At 61.4% G+C, this 22,065-nt stretch carries 13 protein-coding genes and 2 pseudogenes; 8 read left to right on the top strand and 7 right to left on the bottom strand.

Annotation, left to right across the window (positions count from 1 at the left end):
- Positions 1 to 60: 60 nt before the first annotated feature.
- The 4 genes and pseudogenes from CKO42_RS28490 to CKO42_RS10980 all read left to right on the top strand — a co-directional run.
- Positions 61 to 837: pseudogene (locus tag CKO42_RS28490) on the top strand (DEAD/DEAH box helicase); the annotation flags it as partial.
- A 6-nt stretch (positions 838 to 843) separates the two neighbouring features.
- Positions 844 to 5,215, top strand: a pseudogene (locus CKO42_RS10990) (Lhr family helicase); the annotation flags it as partial.
- A gap of 651 nt (positions 5,216 to 5,866) precedes the next feature.
- Positions 5,867 to 9,919: a DUF7948 domain-containing protein gene (locus CKO42_RS10985; RefSeq protein ID WP_200243584.1), complete on the top strand. Its 4,053-nt coding sequence runs from the start codon at positions 5,867 to 5,869 to the stop codon at positions 9,917 to 9,919.
- A gap of 356 nt (positions 9,920 to 10,275) precedes the next feature.
- Positions 10,276 to 11,319 (top strand): cytochrome-c peroxidase, encoded by a 1,044-nt coding sequence (locus CKO42_RS10980; protein WP_200243583.1) that lies wholly within the window; start codon positions 10,276 to 10,278, stop codon positions 11,317 to 11,319.
- On the opposite strand, the gene CKO42_RS10975 is transcribed toward CKO42_RS10980, so the two are convergent.
- Together CKO42_RS10975 and CKO42_RS10970 are read right to left on the bottom strand one after the other, a co-directional pair.
- On the bottom strand, positions 11,316 to 12,068 hold the full coding sequence (locus CKO42_RS10975; RefSeq protein WP_200243581.1) for a HesA/MoeB/ThiF family protein: 753 nt from the start codon (positions 12,066 to 12,068) through the stop codon (positions 11,316 to 11,318). The two genes, CKO42_RS10980 and CKO42_RS10975, sit on opposite strands and share 4 nt — an antisense overlap.
- A 163-nt stretch (positions 12,069 to 12,231) precedes the next feature.
- Complete coding sequence (locus tag CKO42_RS10970; protein ID WP_242479303.1) at positions 12,232 to 12,582, bottom strand: hypothetical protein; 351 nt, start codon at positions 12,580 to 12,582, stop codon at positions 12,232 to 12,234.
- A 300-nt stretch (positions 12,583 to 12,882) separates the two neighbouring features.
- On the opposite strand from CKO42_RS10970, the gene CKO42_RS10965 reads away from it, so the two are divergent.
- From CKO42_RS10965 to CKO42_RS10950, 4 genes are all read left to right on the top strand, one after another.
- The gene (locus tag CKO42_RS10965; protein WP_200243579.1) at positions 12,883 to 13,896 is read left to right on the top strand and encodes a class 1 fructose-bisphosphatase; all 1,014 of its coding nucleotides are present in this window, start codon (positions 12,883 to 12,885) and stop codon (positions 13,894 to 13,896) included.
- A gap of 133 nt (positions 13,897 to 14,029) precedes the next feature.
- Positions 14,030 to 15,196 (top strand): glycosyltransferase family 2 protein, encoded by a 1,167-nt coding sequence (locus tag CKO42_RS10960; protein WP_420844289.1) that lies wholly within the window; start codon positions 14,030 to 14,032, stop codon positions 15,194 to 15,196.
- Positions 15,196 to 16,815: an ArnT family glycosyltransferase gene (locus tag CKO42_RS10955; protein WP_200243576.1), complete on the top strand. Its 1,620-nt coding sequence runs from the start codon at positions 15,196 to 15,198 to the stop codon at positions 16,813 to 16,815. Before CKO42_RS10960 ends, CKO42_RS10955 begins: the two co-directional genes overlap by 1 nt.
- Positions 16,816 to 16,957: 142 nt before the next feature.
- Positions 16,958 to 17,827: a phosphatase PAP2 family protein gene (locus CKO42_RS10950; protein WP_242479302.1), complete on the top strand. Its 870-nt coding sequence runs from the start codon at positions 16,958 to 16,960 to the stop codon at positions 17,825 to 17,827.
- A gap of 210 nt (positions 17,828 to 18,037) precedes the next feature.
- On the opposite strand, the gene CKO42_RS10945 is transcribed toward CKO42_RS10950, so the two are convergent.
- The 5 genes from CKO42_RS10945 to CKO42_RS10925 form a co-directional block, all read right to left on the bottom strand.
- Positions 18,038 to 18,748, bottom strand: a complete 711-nt coding sequence (locus tag CKO42_RS10945; protein ID WP_200243574.1) for a lipid-binding SYLF domain-containing protein — start codon at positions 18,746 to 18,748, stop codon at positions 18,038 to 18,040.
- Positions 18,749 to 18,834: 86 nt separating this feature from the next.
- A complete protein-coding gene (locus CKO42_RS10940) occupies positions 18,835 to 19,053 on the bottom strand; it encodes a hypothetical protein (protein WP_200243572.1) in 219 nt (72 codons plus the stop codon).
- Between the two features lie 121 nt (positions 19,054 to 19,174).
- On the bottom strand, positions 19,175 to 19,492 hold the full coding sequence (locus CKO42_RS10935) for a DUF4342 domain-containing protein (RefSeq protein WP_200243570.1): 318 nt from the start codon (positions 19,490 to 19,492) through the stop codon (positions 19,175 to 19,177).
- Between the two features lie 184 nt (positions 19,493 to 19,676).
- Positions 19,677 to 20,693 carry a serine/threonine protein kinase gene (locus CKO42_RS10930; RefSeq protein WP_200243568.1) on the bottom strand — a complete coding sequence of 339 codons (1,017 nt, stop codon included), beginning with the start codon at positions 20,691 to 20,693 and terminating at the stop codon, positions 19,677 to 19,679.
- An 11-nt stretch (positions 20,694 to 20,704) separates the two neighbouring features.
- Positions 20,705 to 22,003, bottom strand: coding sequence for a cation:proton antiporter (locus tag CKO42_RS10925; RefSeq protein ID WP_200243559.1), 1,299 nt, complete (start codon positions 22,001 to 22,003; stop codon positions 20,705 to 20,707).
- Positions 22,004 to 22,065: the final 62 nt, after the last annotated feature.

Raw genomic sequence — 22,065 nt, 5'->3', positions numbered from 1 at the left:
TCCTTAATCTTGTGATTAGGGGTGGGTCAAGCGCGACCATTATCGCGCGATGAGGCTCTGATGCCACGGCTTTGCGCGGGGATGGGAAGATCTGCCCCCATAACAGGGATCATGAAGGCGTTTAGTCCCGCAACTCGCCGCTGGTTCACTCAGCACTTCGACGGTCCGACCGATGCCCAAAGGCGCGGTTGGCCGGTCATTGCGAGTGGCCGGCACTGCCTGATCACTGCGCCGACCGGTAGCGGCAAGACCTTAGCGGCGTTTCTCTGGGCCATCGATCGCCTGCTCGTTGAGGTGGGCCGAGAGATGGGCCAAGAGGTAGGCCAAGAAGTGGGCCAATCGGCGCTCAAGCCAAGCCAGCCGTCGACCCAAGTGCCCTGCGCCGGTCTCCGTGTTGAGGCGCGCCGGTCGGCTCCGCCCGGTACGCGTGTGCTCTATCTGTCGCCGCTGAAGGCGCTGGTGGTCGACATCGAGCGCAACCTGCGTGCGCCCTTGGCCGGCATCACCCAGGCCGCCGCAATGCTCGGCACCGGCGGCCAGACGGCTGCGCTACGGCCGCCGGAGGTTGCGATCCGCACCGGCGACACTCCTGCGCGTGAGCGCCAGCGCCAGCTCAAGACCCCGGCCGAGATCCTGGTCACCACGCCAGAGAGCCTGTACCTAATCCTTGGCTCGCAGGCCGCCACTACCCTCAGCCAGGTCGAGACGATCATCGTCGACGAGGTGCATGCGCTGGCGCCGACCAAGCGGGGCGCGCATCTGGCGCTGTCACTCGAGCGGCTATGCCTGCTGGTCACCCAGTCCGGCAACCCTGAGCCACAGCGTATCGGATTGTCGGCGACGATGCAGCCGCTGACCGAGGCGGCACGCTGGCTCGGAGGCGATCGAGCGGTCGAGATCGTCGATGCCGCGGCACCGCCGAGACTCGATCTACGCGTCAGCGTACCGGTCCCCGACATGGAGCGTCCACCCCAGCCAAGGGTCGATCGGCGGTCGACGGCTGCTTCGGTCGAGCCTGAAGGCGGCCCAATCCTGGGGGAGCTGTTCGCCCGCGAGCAACAGCATCCGAGCGAAAACCGCTCGGCCGAGAAGGGGCTCTGGTCGGCGATCTATCCAGCGCTATTGGATGAGATCATGGCGCATCGCTCCACCATCGTCTTTGTGAATAGCCGTGGGCTTTGCGAGCGGCTGTCGCAGCGGCTGAACGCCTTGGCGGCCGAGCCAGCAGTGGAGGATGACGAAGGCAGAGACAGAGACAGAGACAGGGGCAGGGACAGAGACGAAGATGCCGACGGCGTCTATCAAGCAGAAGGCCTTGGCGCGATTTTGGATTCGGATGCTGCTCCTGAAGCGCGAGCTTTCGCTGATGAACGCGACCTGATCGCGAATCCGGAGGCGGCTCTTGAGCGTGCAGAGCGTGGTCATGACGAAGCGCAGGTTGGGCTGGACAGTGACGAGACTCGCGTCGGCAGGCTGAGCGCAGCATCTGAGCGAAAAGCTCGCAGGCACTGGCTCGACGGCATCGATGAGCCAACCGTGCCGCTGCCTGAGCTGGTGCGCGCGCATCACGGCAGCGTCAGTCATCAGCAGCGCAGCGAGATCGAAGAGGGTCTCAAGCGCGGCACCCTGAAGGCGATCGTCGCCACCAGCTCGCTGGAGATGGGCATCGACATGGGTGGGGTCGATCAGGTGCTGCTGGTCGAGTCGCCAGGCTCGGTGGCGCGCGGGCTGCAGCGCATCGGCCGTGCCGGGCACGGTGTCGGCGAGGTCAGCACCGGGCGCATCTTCCCCAAGTATCGCGGTGATCTGCTCGAATGCGCGGTGATCGCCGAGCGTATGTTGGCCGGCCAGCTAGAGCCGTTCCGGATGCCGCGTAATGCGCTCGATGTGCTGGCGCAGCAGCTGGTCGCGCACTGCGTGATGGCCCCGCGCAGCGTCGACGAGCTGCTGGCGCTGGTCAATCGCGCCGGGCCTTATCGCGAGCTCAGCCGCGCTGCGCTCGAGGCGGTGCTCGATATGCTCTCCGGGCGCTATCCGTCGAGCGACTTCGCCGATCTGCGCCCGCTGCTGGTCTGGGACCGCAGCACCGATCTGCTCAGCCCACGCAAGGGCGCGCCGATGATCACCCGGCTCAACGCCGGCACCATCCCGGATCGTGGGCTCTACGCGGTGCATCTCGGCTCCGAGGGGCCGCGCATCGGCGAGCTGGACGAAGAGATGGTGTTCGAGACCCGCGCCGGCGAGTGCATCCTGCTCGGTGCCAGCACCTGGCGGGTCGAGGAGATCAGTCGCGATCGGGTGATCGTCTCGCCGGCACCGGGTGAGCCGGGCAAGCTGCCGTTTTGGCGCGGCGATGGGCCAGGGCGTCCGGTGGAGCTGGGGCGGGCGGTTGGCGCCTTTTGCCGGGAGGTTGCGGCGCTTGGGGCTGCTCCCACGCCTGATGGGGGAATTCATCGGGTGACGGATCGATCAACTGATCCGGCATTAGAGCAGGCCGCAGCTTGGATTTGCCAGCGCACACCGCTTGACGCGATGGCTGCGGACAACCTGGCCGCCTACATCCAAGATCAGCGCGAGGCGACCGGGCAGGTACCGAGCGACCGCACCATCGTCGTCGAGCGCTTCCGCGATGAGCTGGGCGATTGGCGGATCTGCATCCTGAGTCCGTTTGGCGCGCGCATCCATGCCCCCTGGGCGATGGCGTTGCAGTGGCGCCTCGAGCGCCGCGAGGGCTTCGAGCTGCAGGTGATGTACACCGATGACGGCATCGTGCTGCGCCTAGCCGATGGCGATGAGCTGCCCGATCTGACCGGGCTGCTGCCCGATCCGGACGAGATCGAGGATCGCGTCACCGAGCAGCTGGCCGACACAGCGCTCTTCGCCAGCCTGTTCCGCGAGAATGCCGGTCGCGCACTGCTGTTGCCGCGTCGCTCAGCCAAAGGCCGTCAGCCGCTCTGGGCGCAGCGGCTGAAGGCGCAGAACCTACTCGCGGTGGTGCGTCGCTATCCAGCCTTTCCGATCGTGCTCGAGACCTATCGTCAGGCGCTCAGCGATGTGTTTGATCTGCCCGGTCTGAAGGAGGTCTTGAGCGCGATTCGTTCGCGCGCCATCCGCGTGCATGAGGTCGAGACGCGCAGCGCCTCGCCGTTCGCGCGCTCGCTGGTCTTTGCCTATGTTGCGGCTTACATCTATGAGCAAGACGCACCGATTGCAGAGCGGCGCGCACAAGCCCTGACGCTCGACCGTGGGCTGCTCGCCGAGCTGCTCGGCGAGGCTGAGCTGCGCGCGTTGATCGATCCCGAGGTGCTTGATGCGTTGGAGCGCGAATTGCAGCATCTGGCGCCGTTGGGCCGCGCGGATGATGGCGATGTTGACGCTTATGATCGCCGCGCACGCGACGCCGACGAGATGCACGATCTACTGCGCCGTCTCGGCGATCTGACTGAGCCCGAGCTCCGCGAGCGCTGCCGAACCTCGGCGCTAATGAGGGTAGCCGATTCCGGTATCGGTGATCCTGCTGAACACCGAGAGCGCGCGGACCAGGAAGACGCAGACGGAGCCACCGCCGGCGTCGCTGATGCCGGTGCCGCTGCAGGCATTGATGTTGTGACTCGCCTTTGGCTTGATGGGCTAAAGCAGCAGCGTCGAGCCGCCCAGGTGCGCATCGCCGGCGAGCCCCGCTGGATCGCCGCCGAGGATGCAGGTCTGTATCGCGACGCCCTTGGTTGTGTGCCGCCGGCTGGTCTGCCGGATGCCTTTATCGGCGCTACCGAAGCTCCGTTAGAGCAGCTACTGCGCCGTTATGCGCGCACGCACGGCCCTTTTACGACCACCGAGCCTGCGGAGCGGTTCGGGCTGCGCGTGGCCCAGTTGGAGCCGATGCTGCGGCTGCTCGAGTCCCAAGGTGCCTTGGTGCAAGGTGAGATCCGGCCCAGTGGCACCGGCCCCGAATGGTGCGATGCCGAGGTCATGCGCCAATTGCGTCGCCGCACCTTAGCGCGAGCGCGTGATCAGGTCGCGCCGGTCGACGGCGCCACGCTCGGCCGGTTCCTGCCGGCTTGGCACGGCATCGGTGAGAGGCGCAAGGGACCGGAGCGCCTGTTGGACGCACTGATCCAGCTCGAAGGGCTGAGCGTCAGTTGGCGCCAACTCGACCGCGTGCTGCTGCCCGCACGGGTGCCTGGCTATCGCAGCGAGGATCTGGATCTGCTCGCCGCCAGCGGGCAGATTATTTGGGTTGGGCGAGGTGCGGCAGGGCCCAAGGACGGACGCATCGCGATCTATCGCACTGAGCATGCGGCGTCGGCGCTTGATCTGTCACGGGCCAAGACTGGTAAGACCCAAACGGCTTTGCCGGCTGGCGATGTTGTGTTAGCGAAAGCAGCCGCAACCGCGCCTGCTCCTGTTCCCGCGCCTGCCCTTGAGCCACCCGCTGCGATCGCTGAGCTGATCCTGGTACATCTGAACCGTCGCGGCGCCTGCTTTCTATTGGAGCTGCAGCAGGTGGTGGAGCGGGCGAGGCTGCCGCAGGGGTCGAAGTCCGACCAAGACACCTTCGAAACAGTGCTCTGGGATCTGGTCTGGGCCGGGCGCATCACCAACGACACCTTCGCGCCGCTGCGCTCGCTTGGCTCCACTCGATCGAAGACCTCGCGTCCGCGCAGCCGAGGGCGCTTTCGTGTAGGCGTCGTGGCAGGGAACAGCGCCTTCAGGGGTGGCCTCGCGGGTGGGCGTTGGTCTTTGGTCAGCGATCTCGCCGGCGTTGATGTCTGGCTCTCCGGTGGGATCACCGATGAATCTCCGGCTGGGTTAGACCTCGCTCCGAGCGAAGTGATTGGGGTCTCCACAGCCTCGGGCGGGATTGCAGCAGCTCCTGCCACCCAAGCCACCGAGCGCCTGCTCGCGCAGGCGCAGATGCTGCTCGAGCGCTATGGTGTGCTGAGCCGGGAGGCTGTCGCGGCCGAGGATCTGCCCGGCGGCTTTGGCCCACTCTACAGGGTACTGAAGCAGATGGAGGAGGTCGGCCAGGTGCGCCGCGGTTACTTCGTCGAGGGATTGTCCGGCGCCCAGTTCGCGCTGCCTGCTGCAATCGACCATCTGCGTGCGGCCCGAATCGATGAACCGCCGCTCGATGGCTTCGATCTGGCCGATGTCTGCATCCTGGCTGCAGTCGACCCAGCCAATCCCTACGGCGCCCTACTACCTTGGCCGGAGGTCGCGCAGGCTGTCCACTCGAAGAGGGCTTGCCGCCGCTCTGTTCGACAAGCGGGTCAGTCCGGCCCGAAACGCATTGCTGGCGCTTGGGTCATCCTGGTTGCTGGCAAGCCGGTGGTCTATGTTGCCACCAGCGGCAAGCAGATCCTGACCTTCCCCGATGCCGTCAGCGATGAGGGCAATGAGCTCGAGCTGGCGCTGGCCGAGCTGGTGCGGGTGCCCTCGGCTGGCCGTAAACGGCTGCTGATCCAACATATTGATGGCGTTCCAGCACTCGAGTCACCGCTTCGCGAGGCGCTGCTCACAGCCGGATTCGAGGCCGACTACGATGCGCTCGCGCCTGCGCGCTTCGCCTCGGACGCAGGCAACAAGCGCAGTAGTGGTCGCAATCCCAACGTGATCACGTGCGCTGGGCCGCAGATTTGACCAGACCAGTGCGAATAACGACATCGTCAGCGCGGCCGGTTCTATCGTCTACAAGGGGAGCAGCGCTTCTGCCACGATCCAGTCCAGGATTTCCGGGAAGTGGATATGGGCCCCACTTCACGTTATGCACTTTCAACCTCTGGTAAGATCGCAAAGATGGTCTAGATTTGTGCTGTGCCGCGCTTCGCTATTTCGTGACTCTGCAATCAGTGGCGTTCACTTCGCCATGTTTTTAAGTCGGGATATTTTTATGCTCGCTTCGCGCTATTTTGGTTCAGTTTTTGCTTCGGTGACTCTCTTGTTGCTGCTTCAGTTGTCGCCAGCAAAAGGAGTGTTTGCTGCTGCTGGGTTTGAACCGTCACCAACAGCTCCGCCGGCTGATCAGGTCTCCAGCGAGCAGCTCCAAGCTGTTGAACAGATCTTTTTTGTGCCGAATGTCGGCCAGTGGGATCGCTCCGAGCGCTTCAAGGCCGTTTCACTGGGCGGAACGGTGGCGACGTTTGGCGCCGCCGACGTGAAGCTGAGGCAGCCAAGGGATGTAGGTGGTCGAACGCTCTCGCTGAAGCCGCTGATGCCGAACACAGACACACAGTTGGAGCCACTCGACAAGAATTTGACCAAGCTCAATCTGCTCCGTGGGGCAGGGTTGTCGAGATCTTGGTCGAATATCCCGACCTTCGGCTCAGTGCGTTATCAGCAGATCTATCCAGGCGTCGACATGGTCTTTTTGTCTCGCGGGGGGCAGCTTGCATATGATCTCTATCTGGCTCCTGGTTCGAGCCCAACAGATCTAAGATTTGCCGTCGAAGGCGTAAGGAGCCTAGACATCGATCCGTCTGGCGCGCTCGTGATGAGCTTTGGTGACGGCGACCAGGTTCGGCAAGAGGCTCCGCTGATCTATCAGCTCGTTGCTGGCGAGCGCCAGGTGATCGACGGTGGCTTCAGGTTGCTCGAGCAAGATGCGGCGGGGGCCTTGGTGTACGGTTTCGAAGTTGCTGAGTACGATCCCACGCAGACGCTTGTGATTGACCCGAGTTTTACGCTCAGAACCACACCGACCAACCAGGAAAAGCCAACGCTCATGTTCTCTCGCATCGTTGGCGGCGAAGACGATGATGTCGTTAATGCGTTTGTGCTTGATGCCGAGGGTAATGCATTCGTGGCTGGAATGACGGATTCTGAGCTCTTTCCGAGTGATGCCAGCGGACGAATCATCAATCCGGTACCCATCGAGCCTCCACCGGAGAATCCGGTCGGCAGCCCTGCGGACGGGTTCATCTACAAGATAGACAAGAATGGCAACTTGGTCTTTGTGACCGTGCTGTCAGGGAGTGACGATGACAGTATTGAGGATCTTGCGATCGATGCAGAAGGTTACCTCTATGTGACCGGCTCGACGAGCTCTGAGGATTTCGCAACCATGGAGACTGCGCTCTATCCAGTGCTCTCGGGTAGACAGAATGCCTTTTTGGCAAAGCTGACCCCCGATGGTAGCCGTTTGGTTTTTTCGACCTATTTTGGTGGTACAGGCTCCGAATCTGGTAATGCGATTGCTTTAGGTGAAGGCGGCGATGTTGTCATTGCTGGAACGACGACCTCGCGGGATTTGATCGTGCGCGGTGCACTTCAGGACGAGCTTGCCGGCGGTGTCGATGGGTTTATCGCACGCTTTGACGGTGACGGAACGGCACTCGAGTATTCGACTTATTTTGGCGATAACGGCACGGATAATCTCAACTTCCTTGTGGTTACTGACCTCGGAGATATCTTTGTTGCTGGTAATACCAGCTCCAGTCGATTCCCTGTAAAGCATCCGCCGCTAGACCAGGATGGTGAGCCACTTGCGCGTGGCGGTGGCACTGATATGTTTCTCTCCCGGATCTCACGCAGCGGTGATGAGCTTGCGTTTAGCACTTATATTGGCGGTAGCAGTACTGATGAGTTAAACGACTTGGTCAGGGATAACGATGGGAATTTCTTGCTGGTCGGGACGAGCGCGTCGACTAATTTCCCGGTTGTGAATGCATGGCAGCCTGAGCCTGCCGGGGGAGATGATGGTGTGCTCGTGAAGATCGATGATTCAGGCCGCTTCATCTATTTCTCGACCTATCTCGGGGGGCTCGAAGACGACAACATCTTTGCCGTTGCGGCGGACCGCAGCACGGCGGCGGCCGGTGCATCGCAGCATAGTCAATTCATCTATGTCGGCGGCCAGACAGAATCGCATTTCATGCCGGTTCAAAACGCATATCAGAACTTTCATGCTGGTAATGGCGATGGCTATTTGGCTCGGTTTGATCCTTGTGGGCAGCAATTGTGGTTCTCGTCTTACTTCGGCGGTCGCGAGGCGGATTCGATTACCGCGCTGGCGACTGGACCATTAACTGACGCTGCAGACGATACCCGTCAAGGACTCTGGATCAGCGGATTAACCGAGTTGGAAGAGGGTGACATAACTCCGCTTTTCCCTCTTCTACCTACGGGGCAGGTCTTTCCCGGCGGTGTGGACACCTTCGTCGCCCTGATGGACGAGATACAAAGTACGCGCGACAGCAACTACCCTGAGCTCATCATTGGCTGCAATCCAGTGCCGTTCGTGCCCGAGCGCATTGGGATCGATGGACGCTTCGGTCAAGTGACCCTCAGCTTGAATGATCCGGGAAACGTTGGGATCAGCGCGCTTTCCACGACCGTCTTTTTCGATCCATCAGAGCTTCAGTTCCAGACGATCCACTGGAACCCTGAGTTACCTGCATCGGCAAATCTTCAGCTCGATCGGACAGTTCCCGGACAGCTTGGGATCGATATTTATCAGCCGATTGGGGTTGTGGATTTTGCGCCATTGACGGGACTCCTTGGCACGCTGGAGTTCGCGGCGGTACAGGTTGGAACGGTCAATGATAATCCACCGTTGCCATCACACTTGATTCGCCTTACTCAAGGTGGCCTTGCCGCGGCCGACATCAGCGGTCAAGGTACGCAGATCGACGGGATGCCGGGGGCGATGGTCATCGAGCGTCGCTGCAACAACATCATTGGGGATTGTGACTGCAGTGGGCAGGTGCGGCTTTTCGAGATTCAGACGGCAGTCGATTACTTCACGCGCTGGTTACCGGAACACCAACCGATTTGCGTGAAGCGAGACTACAGCACGATGCGGGCGACTGATCTGCAAGAGACCATTAATAATTACGACGATCGCATCGTTGAGCAGGATCTTTTAGACGCAGCTGCAGAGCGCAGAAACAGCACAAGATCGGGTGGCACGCGAGCAGTTGTCGCGGCGACCAGTCAGCTCAATTTTGCGAATATCGAATACGATGCTGTGGCGGGTTCTGTTGCTTTTGATCTCAAATTGGAGACCAACGGTCAAGCTATCTCGGTTTTAGCGACCGATATCTATTATGATCCCGAGCAAATCACTGGCATTGAAGCCGTTCCAGGGCGCGGAACTCAAAACGCAAATAAGCAGATAGCTTTTGAAACCTTGCGACCGGGTTGGTTTAGGATTACCTTTTACGGCATCAATTCGACGACATTCCCCAGTGACGTGATGGCGAGCCTGACGGCTACGCTCGCTCCGGGTGTAAGCTGTGCGGATCTTCAGAATGTGGTTCAGGTACCCTCTGCCGCGACTCCGGCAGCCGAAGCTGTGCCGATCGAATCCAATTCAATCCTCTCCTGCAATCCCATTAGCGATGCCCCGAATCGCAGCAGTCTGCCCTGGCAGGTGACTGAACTCTACGTCGCGATCCTGCAGTTTGCGCCTGATCAAGAAGGTCTTGTCTTCTGGGCTGATCAGTTACGGAATGGCTCAGGATTGACTCGAGCCGAGCTGGCTCGAGCGATTTACTCAAGCGATGTCGGGCGGGCGCTATATGAGGCGCTGTCGAATGAAGCTTTCGTGTCAGACATCTTCATGCGTCTCTTCAGTCGTGCGCCGAATGAAGCTGAGTTGGTCTTCTGGACCTGGCAGCTTGACTCGGGGAGTATCGCTCGGGGCGACGCCATCCCGACCATCATCGACGTTGGCTATGCAAATCCTTCGATGGTGCAAGACATGCGGCAAGTCACCCATATGGTTCAGGTAGGTTTAGCCTTCGCCGCTCGTCAGGGTGATCTCGGCATTTTGTTCAGTCAGCTCTCTGAAAGCTCGCGACAGGATCTTCGAAGCGCGGGTCGCGTCGTACTCCAGGGCGTGACTTCAGACCCGGTGACGCGCGACTTTGCAATCCAGAGCTTGCCGACGTTACTGCCAGCCGTGGTGACGGACCAGTAGGCTGAGATTAAAAGCCCTTGATCAAAGCTTCTATCCGCTGTGCAGGTCTGCTCGAGCGACGGAACAGCCAGCGCCGAATTCAGCCATTGCCGATGTCTTTGAGATGCGGCGGGTGGACGGCGTTTCTCCCTGAGCTTCTAAGAGTGATTCTTGACCACGGAAGATTGTACGAGTCAAAGGCTAGGGCGTCTCAGTGGCGCCCTATCGAGCCAGGCGGCGAGACAAACGGTTACTCTTTGGACGCAATCGCCTCGTCCTAGATTAATGTCGGTTGCTGCGTCATCGGGCTTGATTGGACTAATGTTATTGGTGCGGATAATAGACGCGCCAGTCGCTAACGGTTTCTTGAGGCAATGATGTACAAAACCCTAATTTCTTTCACCGTTACCCTTGTGCTCGTGTCGGGCCAGACCTGGGCCGATGATGCCGCGCTGCGTACCAAGGCCGAGAACGCTGGTCTAAAGCCGATCCCGCTGGCTTATCAGCGGGTCAACGATAACGCGCTCAGCCAGGAGAAGCTGGAGCTGGGCTGGATGCTGTTCTTTGATCCGCGCATCTCGGCGAGTGGGCTGATCAGCTGTAATACCTGTCATAACCTCTCGACGGGCGGTGATGACAACTTGCCGACTTCAGTCGGTCATGGCTGGCAGAAGGGGCCGCGCAACGCGCCAACAGTGCTCAATTCAGTGTTCAATAGCGCCCAATTCTGGGACGGTCGCGCTCCGGACCTCAAGGAGCAGGCCAAGGGGCCGGTGCAGGCCGGGGTTGAGATGGCCAATGATTCAGTCAGTGTGGTCAAGACGCTGAACAGCATGCCGGAGTACGTCGAGCGGTTCGAACAAGCGTTCCCGGGCCAAGCTGATCCGGTCACCTTCGACAACATGGCCAAGGCGATCGAGGTCTTCGAGGTAACGCTAGTCACGCCAAACGGGCCGTTCGACCAGTGGCTGCGCGGCAATGATGACGCGCTGACCGATGCCCAGAAGGCAGGGCTGGAGCTATTCGTCGACAAGGGCTGCACGGCTTGCCATAGCGGCGTCAATGTCGGCGGCCAGGGCTACTTTCCGTTCGGTCTGATCAAGAAGCCGGGCGCCGACATCCTCCCCCCGGATGACAAGGGTCGCTTCGAGGTAACCAAGACCGTTTCCGATGAGTATGTGTTCCGTGCGGCGCCGCTGCGTAACGTCTCGTTGACCGCGCCTTACTTCCATTCTGGCCAGGTCTGGGATCTTCAGCAGGCGGTGTCGGTGATGGCGCTGTCTCAGCTTGGCGTGGAGCTGAGTGACGAGCAAGCCGGCTTGATCGCGGACTTCCTGCGCAGCCTCGAGGGTGAGCAGCCGCACATCGGATATCCAGTGCTGCCAGTCGAGACGGCGGCGACGCCAAGGCCTCGTTTTTAGCGAGCGCTGCTATCAGCGCAGATCGGGCACGCGGGATCGGGCGGGATTGCTAACATCCGTATTGCCATGTTCTGCGCATCGAGCAACAGGAGCTTTGAGAACAGCGGCTCGCCGTAGCCGCTGAGCACCTTGATGGCCTCGGTGGCTTGGATGCTACCGATGATGCCGACCAGCGGTGCCAGCACGCCTTCGCGGGCGCAGCGTTCGCCTTCTTGCCCGTCGTCCGGATAAAGGCATTGATAGCAGGGATCGCCCGGTCGGCCTGAGAAGACCGCGACCTGGCCTTCCGCGCGGATGGCAGCGCCGGAGACGAGCGGTATGCGAGCCTTGATACAGGCATCGTTGACAGCGTAACGGGTCTGGAAGTTGTCGCTGGCGTCGACGATGAGATCGACCTCGGCGGCGAGCTCACTAAGGCGCCTCGGGCTTAGGCTACGCTTGATCGGGACCAACTCGCAGCAGGGATTCAACGCACTCAAGGTGGCGATGGCGGAATCGACCTTGGTCCAGCCGATGCGCTCGCTATTGTGCAGAATCTGCCGCTGCAGGTTGGAGAGGTCGACGGCGTCGAAGTCGGCGAGCAAGAGACGACCGATGCCTGCAGCGGCAAGATACATCGCCACGGGTGATCCAAGTCCGCCAAGCCCAACGATCAGCACCCGCGACTGTTTCAGGGCTTCCTGTGCCCGCTCGCCGAAACCCGGCAGCAGCGTTTGACGGCTGTAGCGGGTTTGTTCATCCGGCGTCATGGATTGCGCTCCCACTTTTTATGGACACTGTTGCCGCCCAGAACTTGGTGTCGCACAAGGGGCTAGCGTTGTGCGCTCAGTTGGCAGAAGCGCGCGCTCATCGTTGCGCTGGGCGGGCCGACAGCGGTTCCGGCTGGTCATCAGTGTTTGGGTTGGCCAAGGTTTAGCCGCCGGCCTGTTCGGTGGCGGGTTGGGCGCGGCCGATCTCGGTGACATCAACAAAGTAGTAGCCGCAGGTGGCTGGCGTGACGTTTTCGCTGACCGTGCGTGGGTATTTTCGGCAGCTCGGCGGACGCGCGTAGTAGACGGCACAGCTGCTCAGCCCTTCGGCATCGACGCGCAGGAACGGGCAGGGATAGGGCAGCTTGCAACAGGCGCCGCAGCGGTTGCAATCGCCGCGCCTGCCAGCATCGACGGGCAGGAGCAGCGATGTGACGAAGCGCTGAACCTTGCGGACCAGCCCGGTGATGAGCTCGAGCAGGGTCTGGCGCCTATGCGGTGGCGTCGTATGCATCGTTACAGAGACTCCTATAAAAGGGTCGTGGGAGACGGTGGAGAGCGTGATTTGGGGTCGGCGGTGCGCAGGCGCGAAACGTCTGGCCCCAGCGATGATCTCGTCATTGGCTTGTCATACTACGTGTCTTGCACTTATTTGACTACGGGCATTGCTTGCGCACAGAGAGTGCTTCATCGGTCGCTGATCGCTATACTGCGCGATTACCCGCTACTTTTTCGTGTGCTTTGTTGTGTCGCCCGAGCCGAGCCTCGGCTAGCGCGCCAAAGTATCCACTCAGATCAGCCAGAGGACTGCTTTATGCACCACGGTACGACCATCACCCAGTTCATCGCCGAAGAACAACGCCATGCGCCGGGAGCAACTGGCGAGTTCACCGCGTTGCTCAACGACATCGTCACCGCTTGCAAGATGATCTCGAATCAGGTCAACCACGGCGCGCTGGTCGGCGCGCTGGGCAGCGCTGGTAGCGAGAACATCCAGGGTGAGACGCAAAAGAAGCTCGACGTGCTCTCCAACCAGATGTTCATCCAGTGCACCGAGTGGTCGGGTCATGTTGGCGCCATGGCCTCGGAGGAGATGGATGAGATCTATGAGATTCCGAAGGAATACCCGCGCGGCAAGTATCTGCTGACCTTCGATCCGCTCGACGGCTCGTCGAATATCGACGTCAATGTCTCGGTTGGCACCATCTTCAGCATTCTGCGTATGGCTGATACCGATGGCGACGCCACCGAGCGCGACTTCCTGAAGGCCGGCACCGAGCAGGTTGCGGCCGGTTACGCACTCTATGGCCCTTCGACCATGATGGTGCTGACCACCGGCAACGGCGTCAACGGCTTTACGCTGGACCAGAATATCGGCGAGTTCATCCTGACACATCCGAACATGACGATCCCGACTGAGACCGCCGAGTTCGCGATCAATGCCTCTAACGGACGCTTCTGGGAGGCCCCGGTCAAGCGTTACGTCGACGAATGCCTAGCCGGTAAGGAAGGCCCGCGTGGCAAAGACTTCAACATGCGCTGGATTGCCTCCATGGTCGCTGAGGTGCATCGCATCCTGACCCGTGGCGGCGTGTTCATGTATCCGGTCGATGCGAAGATGGTCGAGAAGGGGCTGGGCGGTAAGCTGCGTCTGCTGTACGAGGCGAACCCGATGTCATTCGTCGTCGAGCAGGCGGGCGGTGCCTCGATCACCGGTAAGGAGCGGATCATGGAGATGCAGCCTGAAGGTCTGCATCAGCGTGTGCCGGTGATTCTTGGCTCGCGTGATGAAGTCGAGCGTCTGCAGGGCTATCACAACGAGGGCTGAGTCGTAGGTTAGCGCCTCGCCTTGTTGGCCGCGGGTTCGAGTCCCGCGGCTAGGCGGTTTCGTCGTTTGGCACAGCGCCCTAGACTGCCGGCGCAATCATCTTCAGCGGGTGTCGTCCGGTTAAGGTTCAACCATGGCTATGCTCGAACCCCAGCCTGACCCCCATCCGCGCAGTCTCTCGGTGGTGATTCCGCTCTATCAGGAGCGCGATAATATCGAGCCGTTGTTGGCCCGCATCCATCAGGGTCTGCAAATCTACCTCCATCCCTGGGAGCTGATCCTGGTCGACGATGGCAGTCGCGACGGCACCGCCCAAGCGCTGTTTGAGCAGACCGCCCGCTACGGAACGCATGTGCGGGTGATTGGCTTTCGGCGTAATTTCGGCCAGACGGCCGCCATGCAGGCCGGCTTCGATGCCGCGCGCGGTGCGCTGATCGCAACCCTCGATGGCGATCTGCAGAATGATCCGGCTGAGATCCCGCGTCTGATCGACGAGCTGTTGGCGCGTGATCTCGATCTCTTACAAGGTTGGCGGCGCGACCGTCAAGATGCCCTGCTGCTGCGCAAGATCCCGTCGCGTCTTGCCAACGGGCTCATTGCTCGGGTCACCGGCGTTCACCTGCATGATTACGGCTGCAGCCTCAAGGTCTACCGGTCCGAGGTGATCAAGGAGATCCGCCTATTCGGCGAGATGCATCGCTTCATCCCGGTCTGGGTGGCCGGGGTCACCGCGCCTGAGCGCATCGGCGAGACCGAGGTCGGGCATCGGGCGCGCGAGCTGGGGCAGTCCAAGTATGGGATCTCGCGCACCTTCCGCGTGCTGCTCGATCTGCTGGTCGCGTTCTTTTTTCTCCGCTTCGGCGCACGGCCTGGGCATTTCTTTGGTGGTATTGGGCTCTCATTCGGCCTGCTTGGCGGATTGATGATGAGCTGGCTGGCCTGGGTCAAGTTCGGGCTCGGTACCGATATCGGCGACCGTCCGCTGTTTTTCGTGGCGATCCTGTTACTAGTCGCCTCGATCCAATTCCTGACCACCGGTGTTCTCGCCGAGATCATGACCCGCACCCTGTTTGCCTCCGGTGAGCGCACGCATCACTGCATCAGTCGGCAGACTGATCCCGAGGCTTCCGACTGGAAGCTCGAGCAAAGGTCGCATGCGAGCGCTGAGAATGCAGGCCGTCATGAGGCAAGCAGGGATCATGCGGCCTGGTCAGTGGCGAGTCGGGATGGCCTGGGTCATGAGCAGGCAGACCGAGGGCAGGCAATCGAACCGAACGCGAACAGGGAAGAGCCGGGCTGATGGCGAGGACGACGCCTGACTCACTGCTCACGCGCCTTCTGGTCTCGCCTTGGTTCCTGGTGCTGATCGTCTGGCTGGCCTTCTTTTGGCAGCTCGGCGCGGTACCGCTCTACGATCTCGATGAGGGCGCCTTCACCGAGGCGACCCGCGAGATGCTTGACAGCGGTCACTTCATCACCCCGCACCGCGACGGCGAGCCGCGTTATGACAAGCCGGTGCTGATCTACTGGCTGCAGGCGGCCTCGGTCTCAGTGCTCGGCTGGAGCGAATTCGCGCTGCGGTTGCCATCGGCGATTGCCGCCAGTCTCTGGCTGCTGGCGCTCTGGTGGTTCGTGCGTGAGCGGCTGGATGCGACGACTGCGACCATTGCTGGCTTGGTCATGGCGCTCGGGCTGCAGGTCGCGATCATCGGCAAGGCCGCGGTCGCCGATGCGTTGCTGAACCTCTTCATCGCGCTCAGCTTCTTCGAGATCTACCGCTGGCGGCTGCGGCCGACCCGCGCAACCCTGCTGCGAGTCTACCTCTGGCTCGGTCTAGGCTTCCTGACCAAAGGCCCGGTCGCGGTGTTCTTCCCTTTGGTGGTGAGCCTGCTCTACTTCGGTTCGCTGCGCGAATGGCGCGCCTGGCTCGCGGCGGTCTTCGAATGGCGCGGCTGGCTGGTCTTCATCGCGGTGGCTGGCCCCTGGTATCTGGCGATCTATCTCGACGACGGCCCGGGCTTCTTTCAGAGCTTCTTCCTCGGCCACAATCTGGGACGTTACAGCGGTGTGAAGCATGGCCATTCCGGCTTCCCCGGCTACTACTTTGTGATGCTGCCGTTGGTGTTGCTGCCCTTTACAGGCTGGTTTTTCAGTCTGCTACCGAGGGTGCGCCGACTCTGGGTGGATGAGCTGGATCGGTTTCTGCTGCTCTGGTTCGTCACCGTGTTCGCGGTGTTTTCGTTCTCGGGTACCAAGTTGCCGCACTATCTGGTCTATGGCATCACGCCCTTGTTCATCCTGATGGCGCGACATCGCGATGCGCTGCGCAACCGCTGGCTGGCATGTCTGCCGCCGCTGCTGTTGGTGGCCTTGATGGTGGCACTGCCCGACGTCCTTGGGCTGCTGGAAGGGCAGGCCGATCGCGTCCATGAGCAGGCCATGTTTGCGGAAGGGGCGCGAGTGCTCGACGGCTGGTATCGGCTGGGCACCTGGATTGGACTCGTCGCGATGCTGGGTTTGCTGCTCTGGTCGCGGGCGGCACTCTGGCAGCGCCTTATTATGATCGGTGTCGTCCAAACCCTGCTGGTGTTTGGTCTCGTGGTGCCTGCGGTGTTTGCGGTGATGCAGGAGCCGGTCAAGCAGGCTGGACTGTTGGCGCGTGAGCTTGACCGGCCAACGGTGGTTTATCGCACCAGCATGCCGAGCTTCAGCGTCTATCGCGATGCGATCACGCCTGAGAGCGATCGGCCACAGGTTGGTGAGCTGGTGTTCTTGCGCGTCGATAAGCTCGAGCGTTTGGCCGAAGCCGTGGCGCCGAATCAGCTTGATCTTCGTTATCGTCAAGGGCCGGTGGCGTTGGTGCTGATTGAGCAGCCGGAGGCCCCATCGGTAGAGGCTCGGGGTGGCACGGCGCCATGAGGATTAGGATGATTGATAGAGCGTCTGATGGCCCTGACGGACTTGATGCTGCCGTTTTGGTCACTGTCACTACCGTCGAGGTGCCAGTCCACAGGCGCCCGGAGCAGCTGCTGCCACAAGGGCCCGCGAGCCCGAGGTTGGTTTGAAACGCAAACGCGGAATGGGCCTGGAACAGGCGCTGACGGCTGGGGCTGAGCGTGATCCGGATGTCGCGGCCGGAGGCGTCATCTGGTTGGTTGGTTGGGCGTTGGTTTGCACCTTGCTCGGCATTGGCTTGCAGCTAATTGGTGACGAGGGCTATCACAGCGGCTTCTTGACGCTAAACAGCCTATTCGCTCAGCTGCCCGCCAGCCTCTGGCAGTGGTTGACTATGCTTGGCGACGAGCGGGTCGCATTGACCTTGGCACTCTTGCTGTCGTACCGGCATCCTCGCGTTTTTTGGGCGTTGCTCTGCGCCGCGCTGGTGGCGATTGCCTACGCACGCGGGCTCAAGCCCCTGATCGACGCTGCTCGTCCGCCTGCGGTCTTATCGCCCGAAAGCTTTGAGCTGATTGGCCTTCAGCATCGCAAGCATAGCTTTCCATCGGGCCACAGCGTGACCGCCGCGGTCTTCTTCGGGGTGCTCATCTACTATGCCCAGCAGGCGCGCTGGCGCCTCATCTTTCTCGTTTTAGCGACCGCCGCCGGGCTGAGCCGGGTTGCGGTTGGTGTGCATTGGCCGGTCGATGTGATGGCCGGTCTTGCAGGTGGTGCGCTAGCGGCGTTGGCTGGCGTGTCGCTCGCCCGGCGCAGCCTTTGGGGCATTTACGATCCGGGCGTGCATCTCGCCTTCGTCGTGCTCGCCGGATTTGCCGCGATGGGTCTCTTCTTCGACGACGGTGGCTATCCGGCCGCTGCACGACCGTTGCAGGTTCTTGCGTTCTTCGCGTTGACCATAGCGCTAGTGCAGTACGTCCTGCGGCCTATGAGCAGGTCTCTATTGCGTTCACGGGCAGCAGATGACTCCGGCTGAGCAAGGATTCCACGGATACTTCAGGCCATTTTTGAAACCGCTGGTACCACGGAGCGCAGGACTTGACGGATCATCAACCTGCAACAGCCGATCTTCAGACGAGACACAGATCCTTGCTGTTTCTATCCAGCTTGATCTGTGGTCATCTGTGGTTCTTATCTTTGGGAAGATCGTATGAGATTTGCCGTAGATCGTCTAAGAGCCAGCTTTTCAGTCAGCGGAAGGTGCTTTATTCAGGCTCTGATCAGGCCAATACTTGGTCGCTAGCAGCTTGGCCGAGATCTTCCAGCCGTCGCCGGTGAGGACGAAGATCGCCTGGCCGCTGTCGTTGAAGTTGAACTTCAGTTGGTCGGTCTGATCGCCGGTCATGGTGCCCGCCTCGGCACTGGCATCGGTGCCTTGGGTGACGAACTTGTTAAAGGCGAATGGCGTCTCGAACAGGATCACGGTCTTGGTCGCGAATCCGCCGAGCCCAAAGCCGACGCCGACACCACCGCTGCCCATCTTCATGTAGGTGCGCTGATCGGTCTCGCGATCGACCGCAACACCGCGCCCGTAGCCAGCTGCGACCAGCATCTCAACTTGTCGGCTGACAAAGACCGCGTAGCCGGCACTCTCGTCGAACAGCTTCTTGGCCGCAGGCTCCTTAGCAAACAACTGCTCCAGGGTTTCCTCTGTCAGCGCATCGAGCTTGGCGCGCGTCTCTTCCGGAGTGGCCGCATCAGCAAGATCATACTTGGTTGATTCGACGGTCTGATTTGCACTTTCCGCGGCCTTGTCTAAGGCCTTGCCGGCCGCATCGGTGGCCGCGCTGGTCGCGGTGCCGATCTGTTCCGCGGTCTTTGCCGCACCCTCCTTAAGCTTCTCGAGCAGCGTTGGCTCGTCGGCGACAGCGAGGGTTGAGCCGGCAGCCAGAGCCATGATGGCTACTGCAGATCGGACTCGGACAGGATGTTTCATCTGGATCTGGCTCCGGTATAGCGCCTGTTGGTTCGGCTGACCTCAGCCTATTCGGCTGCCGCTTCGGTTTCGGTGCCTTCGGCCGTCTCGGCTTCGGGCTCGGCGGGCGCTGCCTTTGGCTCGGGCGTCTTCAGCAAGCCTTCTGTCCTGAGTACGGCGACCTTGTCGTCCCCTTGCACCCAACGTTTGCGTTTGTCTTTGACGGCATAGCGGCCTGAGCGCTTCTCATAAATCGTATGGTCGCTGGTGGTCTTGAGCTTCTTCATCGGTTGCCTTTGTCAGGGGGTTAAGGAAGAGGGGGTTTAGGAAGATTCGATCGGGGCTTGGAGCCGTTGGGCGCTCGGTCGTCGTGCTGGCTAGGCTCGCAGTCTGCGTGCTAGCGAGTGGCTAAGGCAGCACATTCGGGTCGTTCTTATCCTCAGTCTGCTCATCGGAGCGCTGGATATCGATCTCGAACTTCGTGATCAGCGCTGCCATGGCGCCGAGGGCGGCGATGATCGGCGCCAGCAGTGTCAGTGCGCCGCCGACGGCGACACCGGCGGTCAACGGTATCTCGAGCAGTGTCGCGCCACCCGGCTTGCGGATGATGAGACGGCGCACATTGCCCTCGGCGACAAGCTGCTTGACGTAGTCAACCAGCTCGCTGCCGGCGACGGTGACGCGCTCGCTGAGGCCGCGCCGGGGCTCGTAGGGATCTTTTGACATCTTGGGAGTTGCTCGGCTCGCGTCAATACAATGCAAGGGTTGTCGAACGGACCGCCTATCATCGACTGAGCCTTGCGGGTGCGTCAACTTCGACGCCAGACTTTGATGAGCAGAAGCGGCCGAGTCGCTCAGCGCGGGTAGCGGTCATATTGGAAACCCGCACCATCGGCATGATTGGCCCGGCTCAAAACAGCGCCAGTGGGCCTTCCTGCATCGCCGCGATCTGCTCGCGCAGGATCAGGATCTGCTCTTCCCAATAGCGTGGCGAGTCGAACCAGGGGAAGGCGCTGGGGAAGGCCGGATCTTCCCAGCGTCGCGCGATCCAGGCCGAATGATGGATCAGACGCAGCGTGCGCAGGGCTTCGATCAGATGCAGCTCGCGGGGATCAAAATCGGCAAAGTCCCGATAACCCTCGAGCACCGCATCCAGCTGCAGCGCCATGGCTTGACGGTCGCCGGAGAGCAGCATCCAGAGATCCTGGACCGCCGGGCCGCTGCGTGCGTCATCGAAGTCGACGAAGTGTGGCCCGGTATCAGTCCAGAGCAGGTTGCCGCGGTGACAATCGCCGTGGAGGCTCAGCATGTGCACGGCTCCGGCGCGCTTGTAGCAGGCCTCGACCTCGCTCAGCGCATGCGCCAGGACGCTCCGGTATGAGGTCTCGAGCTCGGTCGGAATCCAGCCCTGCTCGAGCAAGAATCGGCTCGGCTCCTCACCGAAGCGCTGCAGGTCCAGCGTCGGGCGATGCCGAAATGGCTGACTCTCGCCAACGACATGGATGCGGCCGATGAAGCGGCCGATCCGGGTCAAGATCTCAAGGTCCTCGAGCTCTGGATCACGGCCGCCACAGCGGATGCTGAGGGAGAAGCGGTAGCCCTGATGTCGGTGCAGACTGCGGCCATCGATCCGCAGCGGCGGGACTGCAGGGATCTCGCGTTCGGCCAATGCCGCGACAAAGGCATGTTCCTCGGCGATGGCTTCATCGGACCAGCGTCCGGGCCGATAGAATTTTGCAATCAGCGGTGCCGCGTCATCGATTCCGACCTGATAGACCCGGTTCTCATAGCTGTTCAGAGCCAGCAGATGGCCATCGACGAGGAAGCCGAGCGATTCGACGGCATCGAGCACCACGTCGGGGGTCAGATCGGCGTAAGGCCTGAGCTGAGCAGGGTCTTGAGGGGTTGCCGATGGGTTAAGGGACATAGCGCATCGCCTTAGTGTGCACTGTCCGCTTGCTCAGGCGGTCGCGGCAGCTCGGTGCGCTCCATCTCCAGATCGGCGCGCTTTCCGACGCGTTTGACCACTGCTCCAAGGGTGAGGCCCTGCACCAGGATCGAGAACACCACCACAATGTAGGTGACGGTCAGCAGGACATTGCGCACCTCGGATTCAGGCAGCGAGAGTGCCAGCGCGACCGAGATTCCACCGCGGAGTGCGCCCCAAGTCAGGATGGTGATCGCGCCGGTGGAGAAGCTGCGAAACCGGCGCATCCAGGCGACTGGGGCGCCAACGCTCACGACCCGAGCCACGAGCACCAGCGGAATGGCCAATAGCCCTGCGATGAGGGTCGGGCCGTTGATGCTGAGGACGAGGACCTCGAGGCCGATCATCACGAACAGCACCGCGTTGAGGATCTCGTCGGTCAGCTCCCAGAAGTCATCGAGATGATTCTGGGTCTTGTCCGACATCGCATGAAGGCGCACTTGGTTGCCGATGAGCAGACCGGCGACCACCACGGTGATGGGGGCCGAGAGGTGCAGATGCTCGGCCAACGCATAGGCGCCGCTCGCCACGGCCAGGGTGATCAGGACCTCGACCTGATAATTGTCGATCTTGCGCAGCATCAGATAGGCGATGCCGCCGCTTACGAGCCCGAGCAGCAGGCCGCCGACTGCCTCCTTCAAGAACAGCTGCAAGGCCGCGCCGAGCGTGACCTGCTCGCCACCGACAGCGATATCGAACAACACCAAGAAGAGCACCACCGCCACGCCGTCGTTGAAGAGCGACTCGCCGGTGATCTTCAGCTCCAGCCCCCGCGGTGCGCCTGCGCTTTTGAGGATGCCGAGCACCGCGATCGGATCGGTCGGGGAGATCAGCGCCCCGAACAGCAGGCAATAGAGCAGCGGGATCTCGAGTCCGAGCAGGCTGAACAACAGCCAAGCAACGCCGCCGACCAGGATGGTGGAGATGAAGACGCTAACGCTTGCCAACACAGCGATGACCCATTTGTGCTCCGCGAGCTCCTTGAGACTCACGTGCAGTGCCCCCGCAAACAGGAGGAAGCTGAGCATCCCATGCAGGACGGTTGCGTCGAAATCGATGCTGTCGACCATCAGCCGGACATCGCTTTCGAGCCCTTCCGTGCCGGGGATCGGCAGCAGCAGGAAGAGCGACATCAGCAGCGCGATCAGCATCAGCCCGATCGCGGTTGGCAGCTTCAGGAAGCGATCGTTGAGCCAAGCGAAGACTGCCGACAGCGTGATCAGAACCGCAATGATATTGAAAAGATTCATGAGGTCAGCTCGGGCTCGTGGCAGCGGCGGTCCAAGAGAGCGAGCATTATGCCTATGTTGGT

It is taken from the genome of Lamprobacter modestohalophilus (assembly GCF_016583905.1).
Classification (GTDB): Bacteria; Pseudomonadota; Gammaproteobacteria; order Chromatiales; family Chromatiaceae; genus Lamprobacter; species Lamprobacter modestohalophilus.
Note: the sequence above shows the minus strand (reverse complement) of the source record. Positions and strands in the feature narration are given on the sequence as shown.